The 19,287-nt window shown below is 59.0% G+C and carries 18 protein-coding genes and 1 riboswitch; of the genes, 11 read left to right on the forward strand and 7 right to left on the reverse strand.

Annotated elements, in window-relative coordinates; genetic code table 11:
- Nucleotides 1–140: 140 nt before the first annotated feature.
- The 4 genes from ACZ89R_RS15775 to ACZ89R_RS15790 all read left to right on the forward strand — a co-directional run bounded on the left by ACZ89R_RS15775 (nt 141) and on the right by ACZ89R_RS15790 (nt 4,730).
- On the forward strand, nt 141–1,136 hold the full coding sequence (locus ACZ89R_RS15775; protein ID WP_218395266.1) for an ArsR/SmtB family transcription factor: 996 nt from the start codon (nt 141–143) through the stop codon (nt 1,134–1,136).
- 18 nt (nt 1,137–1,154) lie between these two features.
- Nucleotides 1,155–2,345 (forward strand): methionine adenosyltransferase, encoded by a 1,191-nt coding sequence (gene metK / locus ACZ89R_RS15780; protein ID WP_123500165.1) that lies wholly within the window; start codon nt 1,155–1,157, stop codon nt 2,343–2,345.
- Between the two features lie 219 nt (nt 2,346–2,564).
- A complete protein-coding gene (gene ligB, locus ACZ89R_RS15785; RefSeq protein WP_429545293.1) occupies nt 2,565–4,244 on the forward strand; it encodes an NAD-dependent DNA ligase LigB in 1,680 nt (559 codons plus the stop codon).
- 90 nt (nt 4,245–4,334) lie between these two features.
- Nucleotides 4,335–4,730 (forward strand): DUF1090 domain-containing protein, encoded by a 396-nt coding sequence (locus ACZ89R_RS15790; RefSeq protein WP_007894925.1) that lies wholly within the window; start codon nt 4,335–4,337, stop codon nt 4,728–4,730.
- A gap of 16 nt (nt 4,731–4,746) precedes the next feature.
- Here ACZ89R_RS15790 and ACZ89R_RS15795 read toward each other — a convergent pair whose 3' ends face one another.
- Complete coding sequence (locus ACZ89R_RS15795; RefSeq protein WP_429545292.1) at nt 4,747–5,196, reverse strand: c-type cytochrome; 450 nt, start codon at nt 5,194–5,196, stop codon at nt 4,747–4,749.
- 128 nt (nt 5,197–5,324) lie between these two features.
- Here ACZ89R_RS15795 and mltA point away from each other — a divergent pair, with 128 nt between their 5' ends.
- A complete protein-coding gene (gene mltA, locus ACZ89R_RS15800) occupies nt 5,325–6,494 on the forward strand; it encodes a murein transglycosylase A (RefSeq protein WP_429545291.1) in 1,170 nt (389 codons plus the stop codon).
- A gap of 116 nt (nt 6,495–6,610) precedes the next feature.
- Here mltA and ACZ89R_RS15805 read toward each other — a convergent pair whose 3' ends face one another.
- Together ACZ89R_RS15805 and ACZ89R_RS15810 are read right to left on the reverse strand one after the other, a co-directional pair.
- Nucleotides 6,611–6,997, reverse strand: a complete 387-nt coding sequence (locus ACZ89R_RS15805; protein ID WP_429545290.1) for an MAPEG family protein — start codon at nt 6,995–6,997, stop codon at nt 6,611–6,613.
- 51 nt (nt 6,998–7,048) lie between these two features.
- Nucleotides 7,049–7,882, reverse strand: a complete 834-nt coding sequence (locus tag ACZ89R_RS15810) for an EamA family transporter (protein ID WP_429545289.1) — start codon at nt 7,880–7,882, stop codon at nt 7,049–7,051.
- A 294-nt stretch (nt 7,883–8,176) separates the two neighbouring features.
- Here ACZ89R_RS15810 and ACZ89R_RS15815 point away from each other — a divergent pair, with 294 nt between their 5' ends.
- Nucleotides 8,177–9,346 (forward strand): MFS transporter, encoded by a 1,170-nt coding sequence (locus tag ACZ89R_RS15815; protein ID WP_401175156.1) that lies wholly within the window; start codon nt 8,177–8,179, stop codon nt 9,344–9,346.
- 115 nt (nt 9,347–9,461) lie between these two features.
- Here ACZ89R_RS15815 and ACZ89R_RS15820 read toward each other — a convergent pair whose 3' ends face one another.
- Both ACZ89R_RS15820 and ACZ89R_RS15825 read right to left on the reverse strand, forming a co-directional pair.
- Nucleotides 9,462–10,346, reverse strand: a complete 885-nt coding sequence (locus tag ACZ89R_RS15820) for a formate/nitrite transporter family protein (protein WP_429545288.1) — start codon at nt 10,344–10,346, stop codon at nt 9,462–9,464.
- Nucleotides 10,347–10,526: 180 nt separating this feature from the next.
- The gene (locus tag ACZ89R_RS15825; protein ID WP_429545287.1) at nt 10,527–10,931 is read right to left on the reverse strand and encodes an acyl-CoA thioesterase; all 405 of its coding nucleotides are present in this window, start codon (nt 10,929–10,931) and stop codon (nt 10,527–10,529) included.
- Nucleotides 10,932–11,129: 198 nt separating this feature from the next.
- Nucleotides 11,130–11,228: riboswitch (S-adenosyl-L-homocysteine riboswitch) on the forward strand.
- Nucleotides 11,229–11,251: 23 nt separating this feature from the next.
- On the opposite strand from ACZ89R_RS15825, the gene ahcY reads away from it, so the two are divergent.
- The 4 genes from ahcY (at nt 11,252) to ACZ89R_RS15845 (ending at nt 16,725) form a co-directional block, all read left to right on the forward strand.
- A complete protein-coding gene (ahcY, locus tag ACZ89R_RS15830; RefSeq protein WP_007898042.1) occupies nt 11,252–12,661 on the forward strand; it encodes an adenosylhomocysteinase in 1,410 nt (469 codons plus the stop codon).
- Between the two features lie 128 nt (nt 12,662–12,789).
- Nucleotides 12,790–13,635: a methylenetetrahydrofolate reductase [NAD(P)H] gene (metF, locus tag ACZ89R_RS15835; RefSeq protein WP_123500174.1), complete on the forward strand. Its 846-nt coding sequence runs from the start codon at nt 12,790–12,792 to the stop codon at nt 13,633–13,635.
- A gap of 192 nt (nt 13,636–13,827) precedes the next feature.
- Nucleotides 13,828–14,643, forward strand: coding sequence for a substrate-binding periplasmic protein (locus tag ACZ89R_RS15840; protein WP_429547850.1), 816 nt, complete (start codon nt 13,828–13,830; stop codon nt 14,641–14,643).
- 222 nt (nt 14,644–14,865) lie between these two features.
- Nucleotides 14,866–16,725, forward strand: a complete 1,860-nt coding sequence (locus tag ACZ89R_RS15845; RefSeq protein ID WP_429545286.1) for an RNA helicase RhlE2 — start codon at nt 14,866–14,868, stop codon at nt 16,723–16,725.
- Nucleotides 16,726–16,893: 168 nt separating this feature from the next.
- Here the strand turns inward: ACZ89R_RS15845 and ACZ89R_RS15850 are convergent, their stop codons facing one another.
- The gene (locus ACZ89R_RS15850; RefSeq protein WP_429545285.1) at nt 16,894–17,487 is read right to left on the reverse strand and encodes a YceI family protein; all 594 of its coding nucleotides are present in this window, start codon (nt 17,485–17,487) and stop codon (nt 16,894–16,896) included.
- A gap of 32 nt (nt 17,488–17,519) precedes the next feature.
- The gene (locus ACZ89R_RS15855) at nt 17,520–18,071 is read right to left on the reverse strand and encodes a cytochrome b (protein ID WP_429545284.1); all 552 of its coding nucleotides are present in this window, start codon (nt 18,069–18,071) and stop codon (nt 17,520–17,522) included.
- A 284-nt stretch (nt 18,072–18,355) separates the two neighbouring features.
- Here ACZ89R_RS15855 and ACZ89R_RS15860 point away from each other — a divergent pair, with 284 nt between their 5' ends.
- The gene (locus ACZ89R_RS15860; protein ID WP_429545283.1) at nt 18,356–19,285 is read left to right on the forward strand and encodes a YncE family protein; all 930 of its coding nucleotides are present in this window, start codon (nt 18,356–18,358) and stop codon (nt 19,283–19,285) included.
- Nucleotides 19,286–19,287: the final 2 nt, after the last annotated feature.

Here is a 19,287-nt window from a genome sequence, read left to right on the forward strand (position 1 = left end):
CGTATTCGACTGATGAAACCTTTCCGCTGTTCGTTTGCTGACTAAACCTAACGCTGAAAAGTGCCACCCATCGAGCAATATCAAAACTTTTTGATATTGCTATTGCGATGATTTCCGACCGTCACTAGACTGCTGGCCTTATGAATTTACGCGTGCCTTCCATTCGACATGACGATTGCGATGAACTGGCGGCCCTGTGCAAGGCCGGCGGCGATCCTCTGCGTCTGAATGTATTGCGCGCGCTGGCCAACGATTCGTTCGGCGTACTTGAACTGGCGCAGATCTTCGGCATTGGCCAGTCTGGCATGAGTCATCACCTCAAGGTTTTGGCCCAGGCCGATCTGGTGGCGACCCGTCGTGAAGGCAATGCGATTTTCTACCGCCGCGCCCTGCCCCACACCGATCTGCTGGGCGGCAAGCTGCATGCCGCACTGCTGGAAGAAGTGGACAACCTGACCCTGCCGACTGACGTTCAGTCGCGGATCGGTCAGGTCCACGGGCAGCGAGCGGCGGCCAGCCAGGACTTTTTCTCACGGGTCGCAGAGAAGTTTCGCGCCCAGCAAGACTTGATTGCCGGCCTGGCGCAATACCGCGAAAGCGTGGTGGCACTGCTCGACAAGCTGAGTTTCGGCCCTGGCGCCACGGCGATCGAAGTAGGCCCCGGCGATGGCGGTTTTCTGCCGGAGCTGGCGCATCGTTTCGTTCAAGTCACGGCGCTGGACAACAGCCCGGCGATGCTCGATCTGGCCCGTCAAGTCTGCGAACGTGAAATGCTGGCTAACGTCAGCCTGCAATTGGCCGATGCATTGAACGGCGTAAGCCTCAAGGCTGATTGCGTTGTACTGAACATGGTACTGCACCATTTCGCCGCACCGGCCGAAGCACTCAAGCGCATGGCCGACTTGCTGCAACCGGGCGGTAGCCTGCTCGTGACAGAGTTATGTAGCCACAACCAGAGTTGGGCCAGGGAGGCCTGCGGTGATCTGTGGTTGGGGTTTGAACAGGACGATCTGGCCCGTTGGGCCACCGCTGCGGGACTCATTCCCGGGGAAAGCCTCTATGTAGGCTTACGTAATGGTTTCCAGATTCAGGTCCGCCATTTTCAGCGACCGACTGGCGACACTCACCATCGGTAAATTCAGGAAAAAATCGAGATGAGCGAATACTCCCTCTTCACCTCCGAGTCCGTGTCTGAAGGGCATCCGGACAAAATCGCCGACCAGATTTCCGATGCGGTGCTGGACGCCATCATTGCTGAAGACAAATTCGCCCGTGTAGCGGTCGAGACACTGGTAAAAACCGGCGTTGCAATCATCGCAGGTGAAGTCACCACGTCGGCCTGGGTCGATCTGGAAGACATCGTCCGTAACGTGATTCTCGACATCGGCTACAACAGCTCCAATGTTGGCTTCGACGGTGCAACTTGCGGCGTGATGAACATCATCGGCAAGCAGTCCCCCGACATCAACCAGGGCGTTGACCGTGCCAAGCCTGAAGACCAGGGCGCCGGCGACCAGGGCCTGATGTTCGGCTACGCCAGCAACGAAACCGACGTGCTGATGCCAGCGCCGATCACCTTCTCGCACCAACTGGTTCAACGCCAGGCTGAAGCCCGTAAATCCGGCCTGCTGCCTTGGCTGCGCCCAGACGCCAAGTCGCAAGTGACTTGCCGCTACGAAGGCGGCAAGGTTGTCGGTATCGACGCCGTTGTACTGTCGACCCAGCACAACCCTGACGTGTCCTACAAAGACCTGCGCGAAGGCGTGATGGAACTGATCGTCAAGCACGTACTGCCTGCCGAACTGCTGTCCAAAGACACCCAGTTCCACATCAACCCGACCGGCCAATTCATCATCGGCGGCCCGGTGGGCGACTGCGGCCTGACCGGTCGCAAGATCATCGTCGACAGCTACGGCGGCATGGCCCGTCACGGCGGTGGCGCGTTCTCCGGCAAGGATCCATCGAAGGTTGACCGTTCGGCGGCCTACGCCGGTCGTTACGTGGCCAAGAACATCGTCGCGGCCGGCCTGGCCGAGCGTTGCGAGATTCAGGTTTCCTACGCGATCGGTGTTGCCCAGCCTACGTCGATTTCGTTGAACACCTTCGGCACCGGCAAAATCAGCGACGACAAGATCGTCAAACTGGTTCGCGAAGTGTTCGACCTGCGTCCATACGCGATCACCACCATGCTTGACCTGCTGCACCCGATGTACCAGGAAACCGCTGCGTACGGCCACTTCGGTCGCACTCCGGCTACCAAGACTGTGGGCGACGATACGTTCACCACTTTCACTTGGGAAAAAACCGACCGCGCCGACGACCTGCGTGTCGCCGCCGGCCTGTAAGACTTTTCCTGCGGTACCCAAAGCCCCGCACGGTTCGCCGTGCGGGGCTTTTTCATGAGAAAGCTCAAAAGATCGCAGCCTTGGCGTACACCTGTAGGAGCTGCCGAAGGCTGCGATCTTTTGATCTTCGCATTTGGAAACACCCAGAATTACACCCTCGCAACTCACACCCGAAAACTGACTAGCCTTCAAGCATCCCACTGAGCAAGGACGCTCTCGATGCTCCCCAACCTGCGCCTGTTTTTCGCTTTCCTGCTGACCTTCGCCAGCCAGACCGCCAATGCCGCCGAATGCCCCGATTGGCCACCGGTTCGCGCACAGAAAGAAATCACCACCCTGCAACTGCAAATCGATCGCTGGGACGATAGCTACCACCGTGAAGGCCAATCGCTGATCGCCGATGAACTCTATGATCAGTCCCGTGCACGACTGACCGAATGGCGCGAGTGTTTTGATTCAGCCCCCTCCGACGAACCATTGCGTACGGCCGGCGGCACGGTTGCTCACCCCATCGCCCACACCGGTTTGGAAAAACTGCGCGATGGGCGCGCCGTCGAAGCCTGGCTGAAAGATCGGGGCGAGGTGTGGATTCAGCCCAAGGTTGACGGTGTGGCGGTGACGTTGATTTATCGCAATGGCTGGTTGCACCGGGCGATCAGTCGGGGGGACGGGGTAAACGGCCAGGACTGGACTGCCTCGGCACGCCAGATCGCCGCCATCCCTCAAAAACTTTCGCAGTCGCTGGACTTGCTGCTCCAAGGCGAACTCTATTGGCGCCTGACCGAACACGTACAAGCCGAGGCCGGCAGCCTCAATGCCCGCGCCACGGTGGCCGGGTTGATGGCACGCAAGGCGCTGAGCGCCGAGCAGGCCGCCGGTATCGGTTTGTTTGTCTGGGACTGGCCGCAAGGCCCGAAAAGCCTGCCCGACCGGGTTGCAGCCCTGGACAAGCTGGGGTTCCCGAGTACGGCACCCTACAGTCAGCCGATCGAGGCATTTGCCGATGCCGAACGCTGGCGCGATCACTGGTATCGCTCGCCCCTGCCCTTTGCCAGCGATGGGGTCGTGCTGCGCCAGGACCAACGCCCACCGGCCGAGCGCTGGCAGGCGAAAACGCCTTACTGGAGCGTCGCCTGGAAATACCCCTTTGCCCAGGCGCTGGCCGAGGTGCGCAAGGTCCACTTCAAAATTGGACGAACCGGCCGGATCACACCGGTGCTGGATCTGATACCGGTGATGCTCGACGACCGGCAGATCAGGCGCGTCAGTGTCAGCTCCCTGCAACGCTGGGAAGCGCTGGACATCCGACCCGGCGATCAGGTCGCCATCAGCCTGGCGGGGCTGACCATCCCCAGGCTCGATGGGGTCGTATTGCGCAGCACCGAACGCCCGGCATTGAACGTACCGCTGGCGGCAGAGTTTCATTCTTTAAGCTGCTGGCAGCCCACACCCGGATGCGAAAGCCAATTCCTCGCACGTCTGAGCTGGCTCAGTGGCAAACAGGGGCTGGCCTTGCCTCATGTCGGGCCGGGCACTTGGGAGAAACTGCTCAAGGCCGAACGCCTCGACAGCCTGGTCGATTGGTTGACCCTTGATGAGCAAGAGCTTGCTAAGATTGACGGCTTCGGTGAGCGCAGCAGTGCTCGCCTTTTGGACAGTTTCAACAGCGCCCGGCAACGCCCATTCGCTCGCTGGCTCAAAGCCCTGGGTTTGCCGCCGACTGGCCAGGCACGCCTCGCCGACTCATGGCAGGCGCTGGCACAACGAAACACCGAACAATGGCAGGCCGAAGCCGGCATCGGCCCGGGGCGCGCAGCGCAATTGAGCGCATTTTTCCGCGACCCGCAGGTCCTGGCCTTGAGTGAGACATTACGTGTTGCCGGGATTGACGGTTTCTAGACGCCAGCCCGCTCTGAGAACCGGGAACCCAAAGGTGCCGATGCGCTCAAACAGCCCATCGCTATATCGAATTTTTCACCTGGAGCTTTTATGAAACTTCTTTCACCGCTTGCCGTGTTGACCCTGTGCAGCGTGATGGCCGCTCCATTGATGGCCGACGAAGATGCCCCGGGCCTGACCGGCTGCGCCGCCAAAAAACAAGGCATCATCAACCAGATCGAACTGGCCAAGTCCCGCGGCAACGCCGATCAACAGGCAGGCCTGGAAACCGCCCTGAACGAAGTCACTGCCCATTGCACCGACGCTTCCTTGAAGAAGGAACGGGAAAACAAGGTGCTCGACGCCAAGCACGAAGTCAGCACGCGTCAGGCCGACCTCGAGAAGGCGATGAAAAAAGGCGACGCCGAGAAGATCAACAAGCGCAAAGACAAACTGGCTCAATCACGCAAGGAGTTGCAGGAAGCACTGGATGAGCTGGATAAATAAATGATCTTTTCTGCAATCAATGATCCCGAAACTCTTTATGGCAGGCACTGCAGGCATCTTCGACTTTCTGCACCGCCGGCCCCAGGTTGCTGACCTTGTAGGGCTGAACCTTGCTGGCAATCACCAGTTCACCGGTGGCGCCTTCAAGGGTGCGGGCCAGCTCCTGGAAACGTGCCTGCTTCTGCCAGACATCGTCCTTGGCGCTGGTGTGATCCTCTTCGCGCACCTGCGGGAAATGTTTCCACGGCTCACGGGACAACGCGTCGAGTTTCACGGCGCCGTCGACGAATTTCGGGCCATCGAACGGAATACGCCCACGCAACATACCGCCCAGGTCTTCGCCGATCTTGAGCATTTGCTTGAAGATCGCCTTGCGCTGACCCAGCGGCGAGTTCGGGTCGACACCCCCGCAGGCGGACAAGGTCAGGCAGGCCAGCAATACAACGGAAAGTCTTTTAAGAATCATGGTGGCTTCAGGTCACTGGAAACGGCGGCCAGTATCCTCGCGTCACCGGCAAAGACCAATAGCCCTATTATCAATACGGGTTGTTTGAGCGCATGGAGCACTCAGGCAACCGACAAAGGAATTACTCCATGAACAGCCGTTTCAAGGCATGGCGTCACAATCTGGCCTGGACCCTTCCGATGGTGGCCGTGCTGGCAGGTTGCACCGGCGGCGACAGCAAACCGAAAACCCACGCACTGGCGACCTACTCCAGCGCCACCTGGGAAGCGCTTCCGGCAGTGTCCGACAACGACCTCGTCGCCGGCTTCGGCTCGTGGCGCAGCGCCTGCATCCGGCTAAAGGCCGACCCGGTCTGGGGCGGCACCTGTGCGGCTTCCGCCAATGTGCAGCCAACCGCCAAAGACATCCGCGGTTTCCTCAAACAGAACCTGGACGTCTATGGCCTGCGTGCCGCCAATGACAACCCCAACGGCCTGATTACCGGTTACTACGAACCGGTGTACCCCGGCAGTCTGACCCAGACCGAGGAAGCCAACATCCCGGTGTACGGTGTACCCGAGGATATGATCATCGTCTCGCTGGACAGTATCTATCCGGAACTCAAAGGCAAGCGCCTGCGGGGAAGGCTCGAAGGTCGCGTACTCAAGCCATACGACGATGCGGCAACCATTGAAACCAAAGGCGTGAAGGCGCCGGTGATTGCCTGGCTGACCGACCCGATGAACCTGCAGTTTTTGCAAATCCAGGGTTCGGGTCGCATCCAGCTTGATGACGGTCGTCAGTTGCGTGTCGGTTACGCCGATCAGAACGGCCACCCGTATCGCCCCATCGGCCGCTGGCTCGTGGACCAGGGTGAGCTGAAGAAAGAAGACGTGACCATGGGTGCTATCAGCACTTGGGCCAAGGCTAATCCGACGCGCATTCCCGAACTGCTCGGCAGTAACCCCAGCTACGTGTTCTTTACCCGCAACCCCGACAGCAACGAAGGACCGCGCGGCTCGCTGAATGTCCCGCTGACCGCAGGTTATAGCGCGGCGGTGGACCGTAAGGTGATTCCACTCGGCAGCCTGTTGTGGTTATCGACCACACGCCCGGATGGCAGCGCACTGGTACGTCCGGTGGCCGCGCAAGATACTGGCGGCGCGATTGCCGGCGAGGTCCGCGCGGACCTGTTCTGGGGCACGGGGGATGCGGCCGGGCAATTGGCCGGCGACATGAAACAGCAGGGGCAGATCTGGATGCTTTGGCCAAAAGGGGCGGCGTTGCCGCAAGTGCCGCAGGTGGCTGACACACTTTAAAAGCAAAAGATCGCAGGCTTCGCCAGCTCCTGCATTGACCGCGTGCGCCGCAATATCGCGGACGAACATCGATTCCTGTAGGAGCTGCCAAAGGCTGCGATCTTTTGGTCTTGCCTTTAAACCGACACCACAAAGAAACTGACAATCAACCCCACTCCAATGGCCCACACCAACGACCGCAGAATCGCCCAGTCCGCCAGATAGCAAATGATGTAGAGCAGCCGACTGGTGATAAACAACACCGCCAGCACATTGATCGTCACCAGATCGGCATTACCGGCCAGGTGCGCGACGATCACCGCCGCCGCAAACGCCGGTGTCACTTCGAAGCTGTTCAACTGCGCCGAATGCGCACGCCTGGCCACGCCTTGGAGCGAATCCAGAAACGCCCGCGGATCGTGATTCTCTTTCAGCCCGAACTTGCCGCCGCTGAACTTGGCGACGCCTGTGCATAGATATGGCAAGCAGATCGCAATCAAAATGCACCACAGAGCAACCGTCATAACGCAGTCCCTTCTTTCAAGTTATAGAGAGTCGAGTTCCATCAAGGGTGACTAAAACTTCATCACCAACATGCCGATCAGCACCAGCCCACAGGCTAAGAGCCGGGGCTTGCCGAAAGGTTCTTTCAGATAGCGCATCCCAAACAGCACCACCAGAATCACACTGATTTCGCGCAGCGCCGCGGCTTCAGCAATCGAGCCGAGCTGCATCGCCCACAGCACCAGAGCGTAGCTGAACAGTACGCAAAACCCGACCGCCAAGCCCAACCGCCACTGCTCGCGCCAGAACAGCATGAACGCCGGGCGCTTACGCACCAGCGCCAGCAACGGGAACGGCCAGGCACTGAGTAATGTGACCCAAACCAGGTAATCCAATGGATGGGACCAGCGCCGCAGGGCCTGGCCATCGATGAAGGTGTAACAACCGATGCACAACCCGATCAGCGCCACCACCGGCAGCATCGACCACGGCAGACGCACCCCGCCACCGCCCTGCCAGAGCAGGCACAACATGCCGAGCGGGATCAGCAAAATGCCGAAGATCTGCTGAGCCGTCAGCACTTCCCCGGCGAAGATCAGCGTCAGTGCCAGCACCACCAGCGGCGACAGTCCACGCATCAACGGATAGACCAGGCCGAGATCGCCGACCCGATAGGCCTGGATCAACAGGTAGCGATAGAGCAACTCGAATGCCGCTGACGCGAGAATCCACGACCACATCTCCAGTGGCGGCAGCTCCGCGAAGGGCAGCATCAGGGCGACAAACAGCAGCGCCACGCTGTCCATGCAGGCCACCACCAACAGCCGCTCCGCGCTGAATTTGATCAGGGTATTCCACGCCGCGTGCAACAGCGCTGCCACCAACACCAGAACCGTCGCAAGCACGGCACACTCCCTATTTCCCCCCCACCCACCCCGTAGGAGCTGCCGAAGGCTGCGATCTTTTGATTTTGATTTTCAGGATCAAAAGATCGCAGCCTTCGGCAGCTCCTACATGGGCGGGGCAGAGAATTGATTCGCCATATGTCCGCAGCTGTTTATACTGCAAGCGACCACGCCGCACTCAGTTGCGCACACCTAATTCCAATAATTCCTGCCTCTGCCCGCTCTCACCGAGAACGGTCGTCGGCCTGCGTATGCCTGATCAAAGCGTCAAGACTACCGACAGAGACCTTGCGCATGCCACTCGCCTTGCTTGCACTGGCTGTTGCCGCCTTCGGCATCGGCACCACCGAATTCGTCATCATGGGCTTGCTGCCCGATGTCGCCCGCGACCTCGCCGTGAGCATTCCTCACGCGGGGCTGCTCATCACCGGTTACGCCCTGGGCGTGGTGTTCGGTGCGCCGATCCTCGCGGTCGGGACCGCCAACATGCCGCGCAAAGCCACATTGCTCGGCATGACGCTGATGTTCATTCTCGGCAATATCCTCTGCGCCCTGGCGCCGAACTACGCCACTTTGATGGCCGCGCGGGTGATCACGGCGCTGTGCCACGGCGCGTTTTTCGGCATCGGTTCAGTGGTCGCCGCCGGTCTGGTGGCACCGAACAAACGAGCCCAGGCGATTGCCATGATGTTCACCGGCCTGACGCTGGCCAACGTGCTGGGCGTTCCATTGGGCACCGCGCTGGGGCAATACGCCGGCTGGCGCTCGACATTTTGGGCGGTCTCGGTGATTGGAGTGATTGCGGCCATCGCACAGTGGGTTTGGCTGCCCAAGGACATCCCCATGGACAAGGCCAACCTGGCCAGCGAGTTCAAAGTGCTGGGCAAGGTCAATGTGCTGCTGGCGCTGGGCATGAGCGTGCTGGCGTCCACCAGTCTGTTCAGCGTGTTCACCTATATCGCGCCGATCCTGCAAGACATCACCGGTGTCAGCCCGCATGGCGTGACGATCATGTTGCTATTGTTCGGGGTCGGTCTGACGGCGGGCAGCATGCTCGGCGGCCGGTTGGCGGACAGTCGCTTGCTGCCTTCTCTGGTGGGTATGGCACTGGCGGTGGTCGTCGTGCTGGCCGCTTTCAGTCAGACCAGTCACTCAGTGATCCCGGCGGCGATCACGCTGGTATTGTGGGGTATCTTCGCGTTTGCGCTGTGCCCGATCCTGCAATTGCTGATCATCGATCAGGCTCATGAAGCGCCGAACCTCGGGTCGACGTTGAATCAAAGCGCATTCAATCTCGGCAACGCAGCCGGTGCGTGGATTGGCGGACTGGTTGTAGCCAGTGGCGCGGACCTGGCGGACTTGCCGTGGACCGGCGCATTGGTCAGTGGGTTGACGGTACTGACGGCGTTGTTTTTCATCTACCTGCAGCGTCGCAGTGCTGTCGCGGTCAATGTGTCCGGCTGATTGACTGCATAGTTGCGCAAACCGCTATCGCGAGCAGGCTCGCTCCCACTTGGACAGCGTATTTCCCGGTGGGAGCGAGCCTGCTCGCGATGAAGCTTACGCGGTGCACCTCACTTCACTCCTCTTTAGGTTTGCGTGGATCCGGGGTTTGATCCGTGCTCTTCTTCGGCGGCCCGCTTTCACTGCGAATCTGCGCGTGACTGATCAGCGCGAAGATAAAACTGCCACCGATGATGTTCCCCACCAGCGTGGGTCCTGCAAACACCAGCCAGAAATCCTTCCACGGCAACTCGCCGGCAAACACCAGATACGAGACCTCGACCGATCCGACCACGATGTGGGTGAAATCTCCCAGCGCCATGAAATAGGTGATGAGGATGATGATCCACATCTTGGCGCTTTCCATGGACGGGATCATCCAGACCATGGTGGCGATCATCCAGCCGGAGATGATGCCTTTGGCGAACATTTTGCTCGCGTCGTTCTCCATGACCTTGCGCCCGATGTCGAGGAAGGCCAGATCGGTCTTGGTGTCGAAAATCGGCAGGTGCAGCATCACATACGCCACCAGCAAAGTGCCGCAGAGGTTACCCACCAGCACGACCGACCACAGCCGAAGCAACCGACCGAAATTACCCAGCGTAGGCTTGCTCATGATCGGCAGCACGGCCGTCAGGGTGTTCTCGGTGAAGAGTTGCTGGCGGGCGAGAATCACAGCGAGAAAACCTGCGCAGTAACCGAAACTGGCGATCACCTTGAAGCCTTCGCCGTCCGGCAGACGCGAGTTGAGCAGCCCCATGCCCATCAGCGACAAGCCCATGGTCAAGCCCGCAGCCAGGGCCGACCACCACAGCGCCGCAACGCTGCGCTCGAGTTCCTTATCACCTTGGGTGCGAATGATTTCGTGCAGCACCGCCGCGCGTGGTGGCTGGTTCTTGTCGACCTCGCGCTGTTCTTGCGCCGAGAGGTCCGGGGTCTTGCCGTCTTGAGGCGTCTGCATAAAGCTCCTGAACCAGTGGTGGTCGTTTAACTACGACACGCCGGGGTCAGGTCCGTTCTGTAGGAGCTGCCGAAGGCTGCGATCTTTTGATCCTGAAAATCCACACCTTCCCAAGATCAAAAAATCGCAGCCTTCGGCAGCTCCTACGGGATCGGTTAACCGCCGATTTCCGGGGTTCGCTTACCCGCCGATGTCATCATCCTTGAACTGGTCTTTGACGTACCTGATCTCGGTCCGGCCGTGCGGCGCGGGCAGGCCGTCTTCGCCCAGGTTCACGAAAACCATCTTCTCTACCGTCAGGATGCTCTTGCGGGTGATCTTGTTGCGCACTTCGCAAGTCAGCGTGATCGAGGTATGACCGAACTTGGTGGCGGTGATGCCCAGTTCGATGATGTCGCCCTGGCGCGAGGCGCTGACGAAGTTGATTTCGGAAATGTACTTGGTGACCACACGCTGATTGCCCAACTGGACGATGGCGTAGATCGCCGCTTCTTCGTCGATCCAGCGCAACAGGCTGCCGCCGAACAGCGTGCCGTTGGGGTTGAGGTCTTCGGGTTTTACCCATTTGCGGGTGTGGAAATTCATACTCACTCCTGACCGTCTTGCCGATTGATGCCGGCCATCATGGCAGAGCCCGGACTAGAGCTCTATCAAGCATCGACTATGGTCTCGATTACCGTTCGGGCATTGACCAACAGAAACGCTTTGGAAGATCAGCATAGCCCGCTATAATCGCCCCCGTTTCAAAACGGTAATGTTCACTTGCTACCGTTTTCCCGCCACCTGTCCGAGGGGCGCTGCAGCAGGTTCGACCTGTCAGGCTCGGATGGGGCGTTGACTGGCCACGGCCAGACACTAAACGCACAACGGCGCCCATTCGCATACATTACGAATGGAGGCTCATCATGAGCGCTGTTATCACGCCTGTAGATTTTAACGATTACAAAGTCGCCGACATGTCCCTGGCCGCCTGGGGCCGTCGCGAAACCATCATCGCCGAATCCGAAATGCCAGCCCTGATGGGTCTGCGCCGCAAATACTCCGCCGAGCAACCGCTCAAAGGCGCGAAGATTCTCGGCTGCATCCACATGACCATTCAGACTGCCGTGCTGATCGAAACCCTGGTTGCCCTGGGTGCCGAAGTGCGTTGGTCGTCCTGCAACATTTTCTCGACTCAAGACCAGGCCGCTGCCGCTATCGCTGCTGCCGGTATCCCGGTTTTCGCCTGGAAAGGCGAAACTGAAGAAGAGTACGAATGGTGCCTGGAGCAAACCATCCTCAAAGATGGCGCGCCTTGGGATGCCAACATGATCCTCGACGACGGCGGCGACCTGACCGAGCTGCTGCACAAGAAATACCCGGCGATCCTGGACCGCGTCCACGGCGTCACCGAAGAAACCACCACCGGCGTTCACCGTCTGCTGGACATGCTGGCCAAGGGCGAGCTGAAAATCCCGGCCATCAACGTCAACGACTCGGTGACCAAGAGCAAGAACGACAACAAGTACGGCTGCCGTCACAGCCTGAACGACGCGATCAAGCGCGGCACCGACCACCTGCTGTCCGGCAAGCAAGCGCTGGTCATCGGTTACGGTGACGTGGGCAAGGGCTCGGCCCAGTCCCTGCGTCAGGAAGGCATGATCGTTAAAGTCTCCGAAGTCGACCCGATCTGCGCCATGCAAGCCTGCATGGACGGTTTCGAACTGGTTTCGCCGTTCATCGACGGTATCAACAACGGTACCGAAGCCAGCATCGACAAAGCGCTGCTGGGCAAGATCGACCTGATCGTGACCACCACCGGCAACGTCAATGTTTGCGACGCAAACATGCTCAAAGCCCTGAAGAAGCGCGCTGTGGTCTGCAACATCGGTCACTTCGACAACGAAATCGACACCGCTTTCATGCGCAAGAACTGGGCATGGGAAGAAGTGAAGCCACAGGTTCACAAGGTTCACCGCACCGGTCCGGGCGCTTTCGACGCTCAGAACGACGACTACCTGATCCTGCTGGCCGAAGGCCGTCTGGTTAACCTGGGCAACGCCACTGGCCACCCAAGCCGCATCATGGACGGTTCGTTCGCCAACCAGGTTCTGGCGCAGATCTTCCTGTTCGGCCAGAAGTACGCCGACCTGTCGCCAGCCCAGAAAGCCGAGCGTCTGACCGTTGAAGTACTGCCGAAGAAACTCGACGAAGAAGTGGCCCTGGAAATGGTCCGCGGTTTCGGTGGCGTGGTCACTCAACTGACCAAGCAACAGGCTGACTACATCGGCGTGACCGTCGAAGGCCCGTTCAAGCCGCACGCTTACCGCTACTGATTGGCGCTGACTGACCGCTCTCTGTAGGAGCTGGCGAAGCCTGCGATCTTTTGATCTTAAAAGATCGCAGCCTGCGGCAGCTCCTACAGGGGCCAGCGTCCGGCTTACGTGTTTCCAAGGATATGACCATGTCCCAAGACCGTCGCTACAGTTTCGAATTCTTCCCGACGAAGACCGATGCTGGGCATGAAAAACTGATCGCCACTGCCCGTCACCTGGCGACCTTCAATCCCGACTTCTTCTCCTGCACCTATGGCGCTGGCGGTTCGACCCGTGATCGCACCCTCAACACCGTGTTGCAGCTTGAAAGCGAAGTCAAAGTCCCTGCCGCACCGCATTTGTCTTGCGTGGGCGATAGCAAGGACGACCTGCGCGGCCTGCTGAGCCAGTACAAGGCAGCCGGCATCAAGCGTATCGTTGCGCTTCGCGGTGACCTGCCCTCGGGCATGGGCATGGCCAGCGGCGAGATGCGTCACGCCAATGACCTGGTTGAATTCATTCGTGAAGAAACCGGCGATCATTTCCACATCGAAGTCGCCGCTTACCCGGAGATGCATCCGCAAGCGCGCAACTTTGAAGACGATCTCAACAACTTCGTGCGCAAGGCTAACGCCGGCGCCAACAGTGCGATCACCCAGTACTTCTTCAACGCCGACAGTTATTTCTACTTCGTCGAGCGTGTACAGGCCAAGGGTGTGAACATCCCGATCGTGCCAGGGATCATGCCGATCACCAACTACAGCAAGCTGGCGCGTTTTTCCGACGCTTGCGGTGCGGAAATCCCGCGCTGGATCCGCAAGCAACTGGAAGCCTACGGCGACGACACCCAAAGCATTCAAGGCTTTGGTGAGCAAGTCATCACCCAGATGTGCGAACGCCTGCTGCAGGGTGGCGCTCCAGGGCTGCATTTCTACACGCTGAACCAGGCTGAGCCGAGCCTGGCGGTGTGGAATAACCTGAAGTTGCCGCGTTAATCGTCGTTAAAGCAAGATCAAAGATCGCAGCCTTCGGCAGCTCCTACAGAGGTACGTATCCCCCTGTAGGAAATGCCGAAGGCTGCGATCTTTTGCTTTCCGGCGCCCCTTTATTGTGCAGCCATACCCTGAACCAGAGCTTCTGGATCCGGTTTCTGGCTCTTTATGATTTCTCGTCGTAATCTCAACCCCATGCCTTTGATCGCTCAGTTACTGACCGTGCTTCTGTTCACTTGCCTGAGCCTCACTGCTCGGGGCGAGAAGTTGCGTATTGTCACCGAGCCCTGGGCACCTTACGTGTATGAGGAAAACGGCAAGTCTTTGGGGCTTGACTATGAAACCACCGCCATTGTCTTCAAACGCCTCGGAATCGACGTGGAATGGCAGTTCCTGCCATGGAAACGCTGCCTGTCGATGCTTGAGCAAGGCCAGGCAGATGGCGTGCTGGATATCTTCCACAGCGCTGAACGCGACGCGACCCTGCTCTACCCCAGCGAACCGCTCTCGCAAGTCGAGTTCGTGATGTTCTACGCCAACGAGCGACCGTATCCGTTTCGCACCCTGGACGATCTGAAAGGCCTGACCATCGGCACCTCGCCGGGCTACCTGTACAGCAAGGACTTCAGCGAATCGACGCTGTTCACCCAAGAGCCGGCACCCACCCATGAAGCCAACTTCGGCAAACTGGTGCGCGGCCGCATCGACCTGCTGATCACTGATCGCCGGGTTGGCCAGCATTTGCTCGATCAACTGAACATCCGCGACAAGATCACCGAGAACCCGATCATCATCAGCCAGCAAAGCCAGTTTCTGGCGGTACGCCGCAATGCCGGGATGGATTTGTTGGTGCAGCGTTTCGGTGCCGAGCTCAAGCGCTTCAAGCGCGAGCCGGCCTACGCCGAACTGAGCGCCCGCTACGGCGCCGGCCCGCCCCCCGAAGCACGGGCCGCCAGCGCCACCGCAACCGACGGAAAAACCGTTGAGCAGCAGGAAAGCGGCGCGCAGTGATTGCTCTGTTATACTCCGGCCTTCCCGCCAGGCTCACGCCCGGACGCTCGGACTTGTTCAAGGCATCTCGATCCCGCTACAGCGCAGCTTTTCAGCCCGCGCGAGCGCTCCAGACGAGCCTTCGAGGCCCAGCAGGACCGGACGGGATTGCGTCCTCTTAAACGCGATTCGCGCCAGGCAAGACTCCCATTGGGCCAAGCCCTAACTAAAACAGGATTACTCATGTCCTTTGCTTCCCTCGGTCTCTCCGAGGCTTTAGTCCGCGCCATCGAGGCAGCGGGCTATACCGAGCCTACTCCGGTGCAACAGCGGGCCATTCCCGCCGTGTTGCAAGGTCGCGACCTGATGGTTGCGGCACAGACAGGTACTGGTAAAACCGGTGGTTTCGCCCTCCCGATTCTGGAGCGGTTGTTCCCCAACGGTCACCCGGACAAATCCCAGCGTCACGGCCCGCGCCAACCGCGCGTGCTGGTCCTGACCCCAACCCGCGAACTCGCGGCCCAGGTGCACGAGAGCTTCAAGGTCTATGCCCGTGACCTGAAGTTCGTCAGCGCCTGCATCTTCGGCGGCGTCGGCATGAACCCACAGGTTCAGGCCATGTCCCGCGGTGTCGACGTGCTGGTGGCCTGCCCCGGTCGCCTGCTCGACCTCGCAGGCCAAGGCAGCGTCGATTTGTCCCACGTGGAAATCCTCGTGCTGGACGAAGCCGACCGCATGCTCGACATGGGCTTTGTCCATGACGTGAAAAAGGTCCTCGCCCGCCTGCCGAGCAAACGCCAGAACCTGCTGTTCTCGGCGACGTTCTCCAAAGACATCACCGACCTTGCCGGCAAGCTGCTGCACAACCCGGAACGCATCGAAGTCACGCCGCCGAACACCACGGTCGAGCGGATCGAACAGCGCGTATTCCGTCTGCCAGCCAACCACAAGCGTTCGCTGCTGGCGCACCTGATCACCGCTGGCGCCTGGGAACAGGTGCTGGTGTTCACCCGCACCAAGCACGGCGCCAACCGCCTGGCCGAGTACCTGGACAAACACGGCCTCACCGCCGTCGCCATCCACGGTAACAAGAGCCAGAACGCCCGCACCAAAGCCCTGGCCGACTTCAAGGCCGGTGAAGTGCGCATCCTGGTCGCCACCGACATCGCCGCTCGCGGCCTGGACATCGACCAGTTGCCCCACGTGGTCAACTTCGAACTTCCGAACGTCGACGAAGATTACGTGCACCGTATCGGCCGTACCGGCCGCGCCGGTCGTTCGGGCGAGGCGATCTCGCTGGTCGCTCCGGACGAAGAAAAGCTGCTCAAAAGCATCGAGCGCATGACCAAGCAGAAGATTGCCGACGGCAATCTGATGGGCTTCGACTCCAGCGCTGTGGAAGCCGAGAAACCTGAAGTTCGCGAGCGTCCGGATGTGCGTAATCCGCGCAACCCACGTGGCCCGCGCGGCGATGGCCCGAACGGCAGCGGTGGTGGTGGCGGTCGTAAAGACAAAGGCAAGGACAAGGGCGGCAAGGAAAAACCTGCTGCCACTGGCCGTGGCGATCGCCCTGCCCGTGAACACAAGCCTCGCGAAGGCACCCCGGCCCGTGAGCAACAGCGTCCGGCACCTCGTGCCGCCGCAGACCGTGCTCCGGACGAGTTCCTGGACGACGATGTCGATAACTTCGGCAACCGCGTCGACTACGTGCCTCAAGCCAAACCGGCCCAGGGCCGTGGCCGCCGTCCGGGCGCTCCGGCACAAGGCGCAGGTGCTCCGCGTACCGGTCAGCCACAAGGTCGCCAAAATGGTCCGCGCAACAGCAGCGGCGCAACCACCGGCACCCCACCGGCCAAGCGCAGCGGCCCACGCAACGGTGCCCCACGTGACGGCCAGGCCCGTCGCGAAGAGTCCCGCAACCGCCGCCCGGCCCGTGATGAGCAGCCTCGTTCGGAACCGGCCGTGCAGAACCCGCGGGGCCCGGCACCGAAGATCATTCACAAGGAGTCGAAAAGCGATCGCTTCCCGACACCTGAGCAACTGGATCAACTGCCAGGCCGTCCACGCGGCGAAAAACCAGCCTTGCTGACACGCAATCGCTGATTTATCGCTGATATGAAAAATGCCCCGGTTCTCACGATCCGGGGCATTTTTTTGGGCGCTGCAAACTGCTTTTGTAGGAGCTGGCGAAGCCTGCGATCTTTTGATCTTGCCCTTATCAGCGGTGATTCTGAAAAGATCGCAGCCTTCGGCAGCTCCTACGTCTCAGCATTACTTCGCTTTCACACCTTCAAACGTAATGTACAGCTCGACCGCGTCAGACTGTGGACCAAGTTCTTTCTGCTTGCCGAAATCGGAACGCTTGATGCTGGTGGTGCCTTCGAAGCCGGCACGGTAGCCGCCCCATGGATCCTTGCCTTCACCCAGGAAGGTGGCTTTGACCACGATTGGCTTGGTCACACCCAGCAAGGTCAGGTTACCGGTTACGTCGGCAGTGTCTTTGCCAGCGGCGTTTTTGCCGGTGGATTTGACGCTGGTGGAAACAAAAGTCGCCTTGCCGAACTTGCCCACGTCCAGAAAGTCTTTGCTGGCGATGTGCTTGTCGCGTTCGGCATGGTTGGTGAACACGCTGGCGGTATTCACATTGAACTCGATCTTGCTGTCTTCAGGCTTGGCAGCGTCAAAGCTGAACTTGCCGTCGATGTCCTTGAAGGTACCGGTGATGTAGCTGTACCCCAGGTGGCTGATCTTGAAGTCAACGAAGGCGTGCTGGCCTTCTTTGTCGACAACGTAATCGGCCGCCATTACGTTAGCGGACAGCAGAGCAGAACCGATTGCCAGGGCGGCGAGCGTCTTTTTCAACATGCTTTCTATTCCTTTGGAGTCGAGGTTGAACATCAGGCTTTGCGACCCAGCATTCGTGTCAGGGTCGCATCACGATCGATAAAGTGGTGTTTCAATGCTGCCAACGCATGGAGGCCGGAAAAAATTACCAGCGCCCAGGCCAGGTACAAATGGATCACACCCGCGGTGTCTGCCTGGTCCGGTAGTCCGGAAACCAGTGCAGGCACTTCAAACAGGCCAAACACCGGGATCCCAACACCGTCTGCGGTGGAAATCAGGTAACCGGCAATCATCACAGCGAACAGCGCGAGATAGAGGAAGGCATGGCCGAACACGGCACCAAGACGCGTCATGCGGCTATAACTTTGCAGGGCCGGCGGCGGTGGACTGATGAAGCGCCACAACACCCGCAGCAACATGACCGCGAACAACAGCAGGCCAATGCTCTTGTGCAGATCCGGCGCATCTTTGCGCCAGGCGCTGTAGTAGTCGAGACCCACCATCCACAACCCCAACGCGAACAGACCATAGACCGCGAGCGCCACACCCCAATGCACGAAGATGCTGATCCAACCGTAGCGGGAAGAAGAGTTACGTAGTTGCATTGCCCAAATCCTGTAAGAACTTCGCCCAAGACTATCGAGTTATCTATCGATTTAAAGCGGAAAATTTCGCTCTGAAATATCGAGAAATACGATCAAGACCTTGCGGTTGAGATGTTAAGAGAGTGTTAACCGAACGAAAAAACCTACAAATGCCGTCCCCATTCCCACTTAAAAAAGCCTTTACCACTCGTCAGAACTGTCATATCTGACAGTAGCCAACATTGCAGGTCATTGATGAACCTGATCTCGGGCGTTTGTCCGAGCGTCTGAACAGGAGTTCTACCATGAGTCACCATTCGAGCTCATCCCCCGTCATTACGCGCAACCGATCCAATTCGATACCCGTAGGGGAAGGACCGCGAGGGATAGCCATCAACGACGATGGGTCCCGGGTTTTTGTTTGCAATTACATTTCAGGCAATGTGTCAGTCATCGACACCCTGAACAAAAAGGTAATCCGCACCATTGCCGTCGAGCGTTACCCCCAAAGTATCGCTCTTGGCCATCGGGGTAAAAGGGCTTACGTGACCAACTACGGTTCAAGTTCGGTTTCGGTTATTGATACCAAAACCTATAAGGTGGGTCACGTCGGGGTGGGAAGGCATCCCTGGGCAATCGTAGTAAGCCGGGACGGGAAGCATGTTTACGTCACCGTTCGACAAGATAAAGAGTGGCTGGCAATTATTGACACCCGCACTTATGCCGTAAGCAGAGTGCGAGGATTGCCCTCTCCCTCCATAAGTGTGGATATCAGCCCGGACAATTCGCGCCTGTATATTTCCAGCACCAACTCTCCTGACGGCCCTTATCAAGACGCGCTCACGGTCATCAGCAGCAAGACGTTCGAAGTCATTAACATCATCAGAACCGCAAGGTATCCGTCAGCGGTTAGCGTCAGTCCCGATGGCAGGAAAGTCTATATCGTGGGCCTGGACGCTCAAAAACTCACCGTGCTGGACACCCGGTCATCGACCACCAGGCTTTTCGATTTTGTGAATTGCGAAGGAAAAATAGTGTTCGGCGACAAAAATGCTTATGCCGTTGATCAAACTGGAAAAGAGGTCGTGGAAGTTAATACCGACACTTGTGAGATTGTCCGCAGGACTGCCATTCCTGATGCTTGCGGGCCGTATGACATGGTTCTTGATCAACATAACCGTGCCTATATCAGCGACTACCAAAGCGACGAAGTCCATATCGTTGATCTGGCTTAGCG

It is taken from the genome of Pseudomonas sp. TE3728 (assembly GCF_056279145.1).

What these genes read in the sequence shown, in the direction of transcription:
- ligB (WP_429545293.1), top strand. Translation starts at nt 2,565, where the DNA reads ATGCTCCCCAACCTGCGCCTGTTTTTCGCTTTCCTGCTGACCTTCGCC.
- ACZ89R_RS15840 (WP_429547850.1), top strand. Translation starts at nt 13,828, where the DNA reads ATGCCTTTGATCGCTCAGTTACTGACCGTGCTTCTGTTCACTTGCCTG.
- ACZ89R_RS15795 (WP_429545292.1), bottom strand. Translation starts at nt 5,196, where the DNA reads ATGATTCTTAAAAGACTTTCCGTTGTATTGCTGGCCTGCCTGACCTTG.
- ACZ89R_RS15825 (WP_429545287.1), bottom strand. Translation starts at nt 10,931, where the DNA reads ATGAATTTCCACACCCGCAAATGGGTAAAACCCGAAGACCTCAACCCC.
- metK (WP_123500165.1), top strand. Translation starts at nt 1,155, where the DNA reads ATGAGCGAATACTCCCTCTTCACCTCCGAGTCCGTGTCTGAAGGGCAT.
- ACZ89R_RS15850 (WP_429545285.1), bottom strand. Translation starts at nt 17,487, where the DNA reads ATGTTGAAAAAGACGCTCGCCGCCCTGGCAATCGGTTCTGCTCTGCTG.
- ACZ89R_RS15855 (WP_429545284.1), bottom strand. Translation starts at nt 18,071, where the DNA reads ATGCAACTACGTAACTCTTCTTCCCGCTACGGTTGGATCAGCATCTTC.
- ahcY (WP_007898042.1), top strand. Translation starts at nt 11,252, where the DNA reads ATGAGCGCTGTTATCACGCCTGTAGATTTTAACGATTACAAAGTCGCC.
- ACZ89R_RS15845 (WP_429545286.1), top strand. Translation starts at nt 14,866, where the DNA reads ATGTCCTTTGCTTCCCTCGGTCTCTCCGAGGCTTTAGTCCGCGCCATC.
- metF (WP_123500174.1), top strand. Translation starts at nt 12,790, where the DNA reads ATGTCCCAAGACCGTCGCTACAGTTTCGAATTCTTCCCGACGAAGACC.
- ACZ89R_RS15820 (WP_429545288.1), bottom strand. Translation starts at nt 10,346, where the DNA reads ATGCAGACGCCTCAAGACGGCAAGACCCCGGACCTCTCGGCGCAAGAA.
- ACZ89R_RS15805 (WP_429545290.1), bottom strand. Translation starts at nt 6,997, where the DNA reads ATGACGGTTGCTCTGTGGTGCATTTTGATTGCGATCTGCTTGCCATAT.
- ACZ89R_RS15790 (WP_007894925.1), top strand. Translation starts at nt 4,335, where the DNA reads ATGAAACTTCTTTCACCGCTTGCCGTGTTGACCCTGTGCAGCGTGATG.
- mltA (WP_429545291.1), top strand. Translation starts at nt 5,325, where the DNA reads ATGAACAGCCGTTTCAAGGCATGGCGTCACAATCTGGCCTGGACCCTT.
- ACZ89R_RS15815 (WP_401175156.1), top strand. Translation starts at nt 8,177, where the DNA reads ATGCCACTCGCCTTGCTTGCACTGGCTGTTGCCGCCTTCGGCATCGGC.
- ACZ89R_RS15860 (WP_429545283.1), top strand. Translation starts at nt 18,356, where the DNA reads ATGAGTCACCATTCGAGCTCATCCCCCGTCATTACGCGCAACCGATCC.
- ACZ89R_RS15775 (WP_218395266.1), top strand. Translation starts at nt 141, where the DNA reads ATGAATTTACGCGTGCCTTCCATTCGACATGACGATTGCGATGAACTG.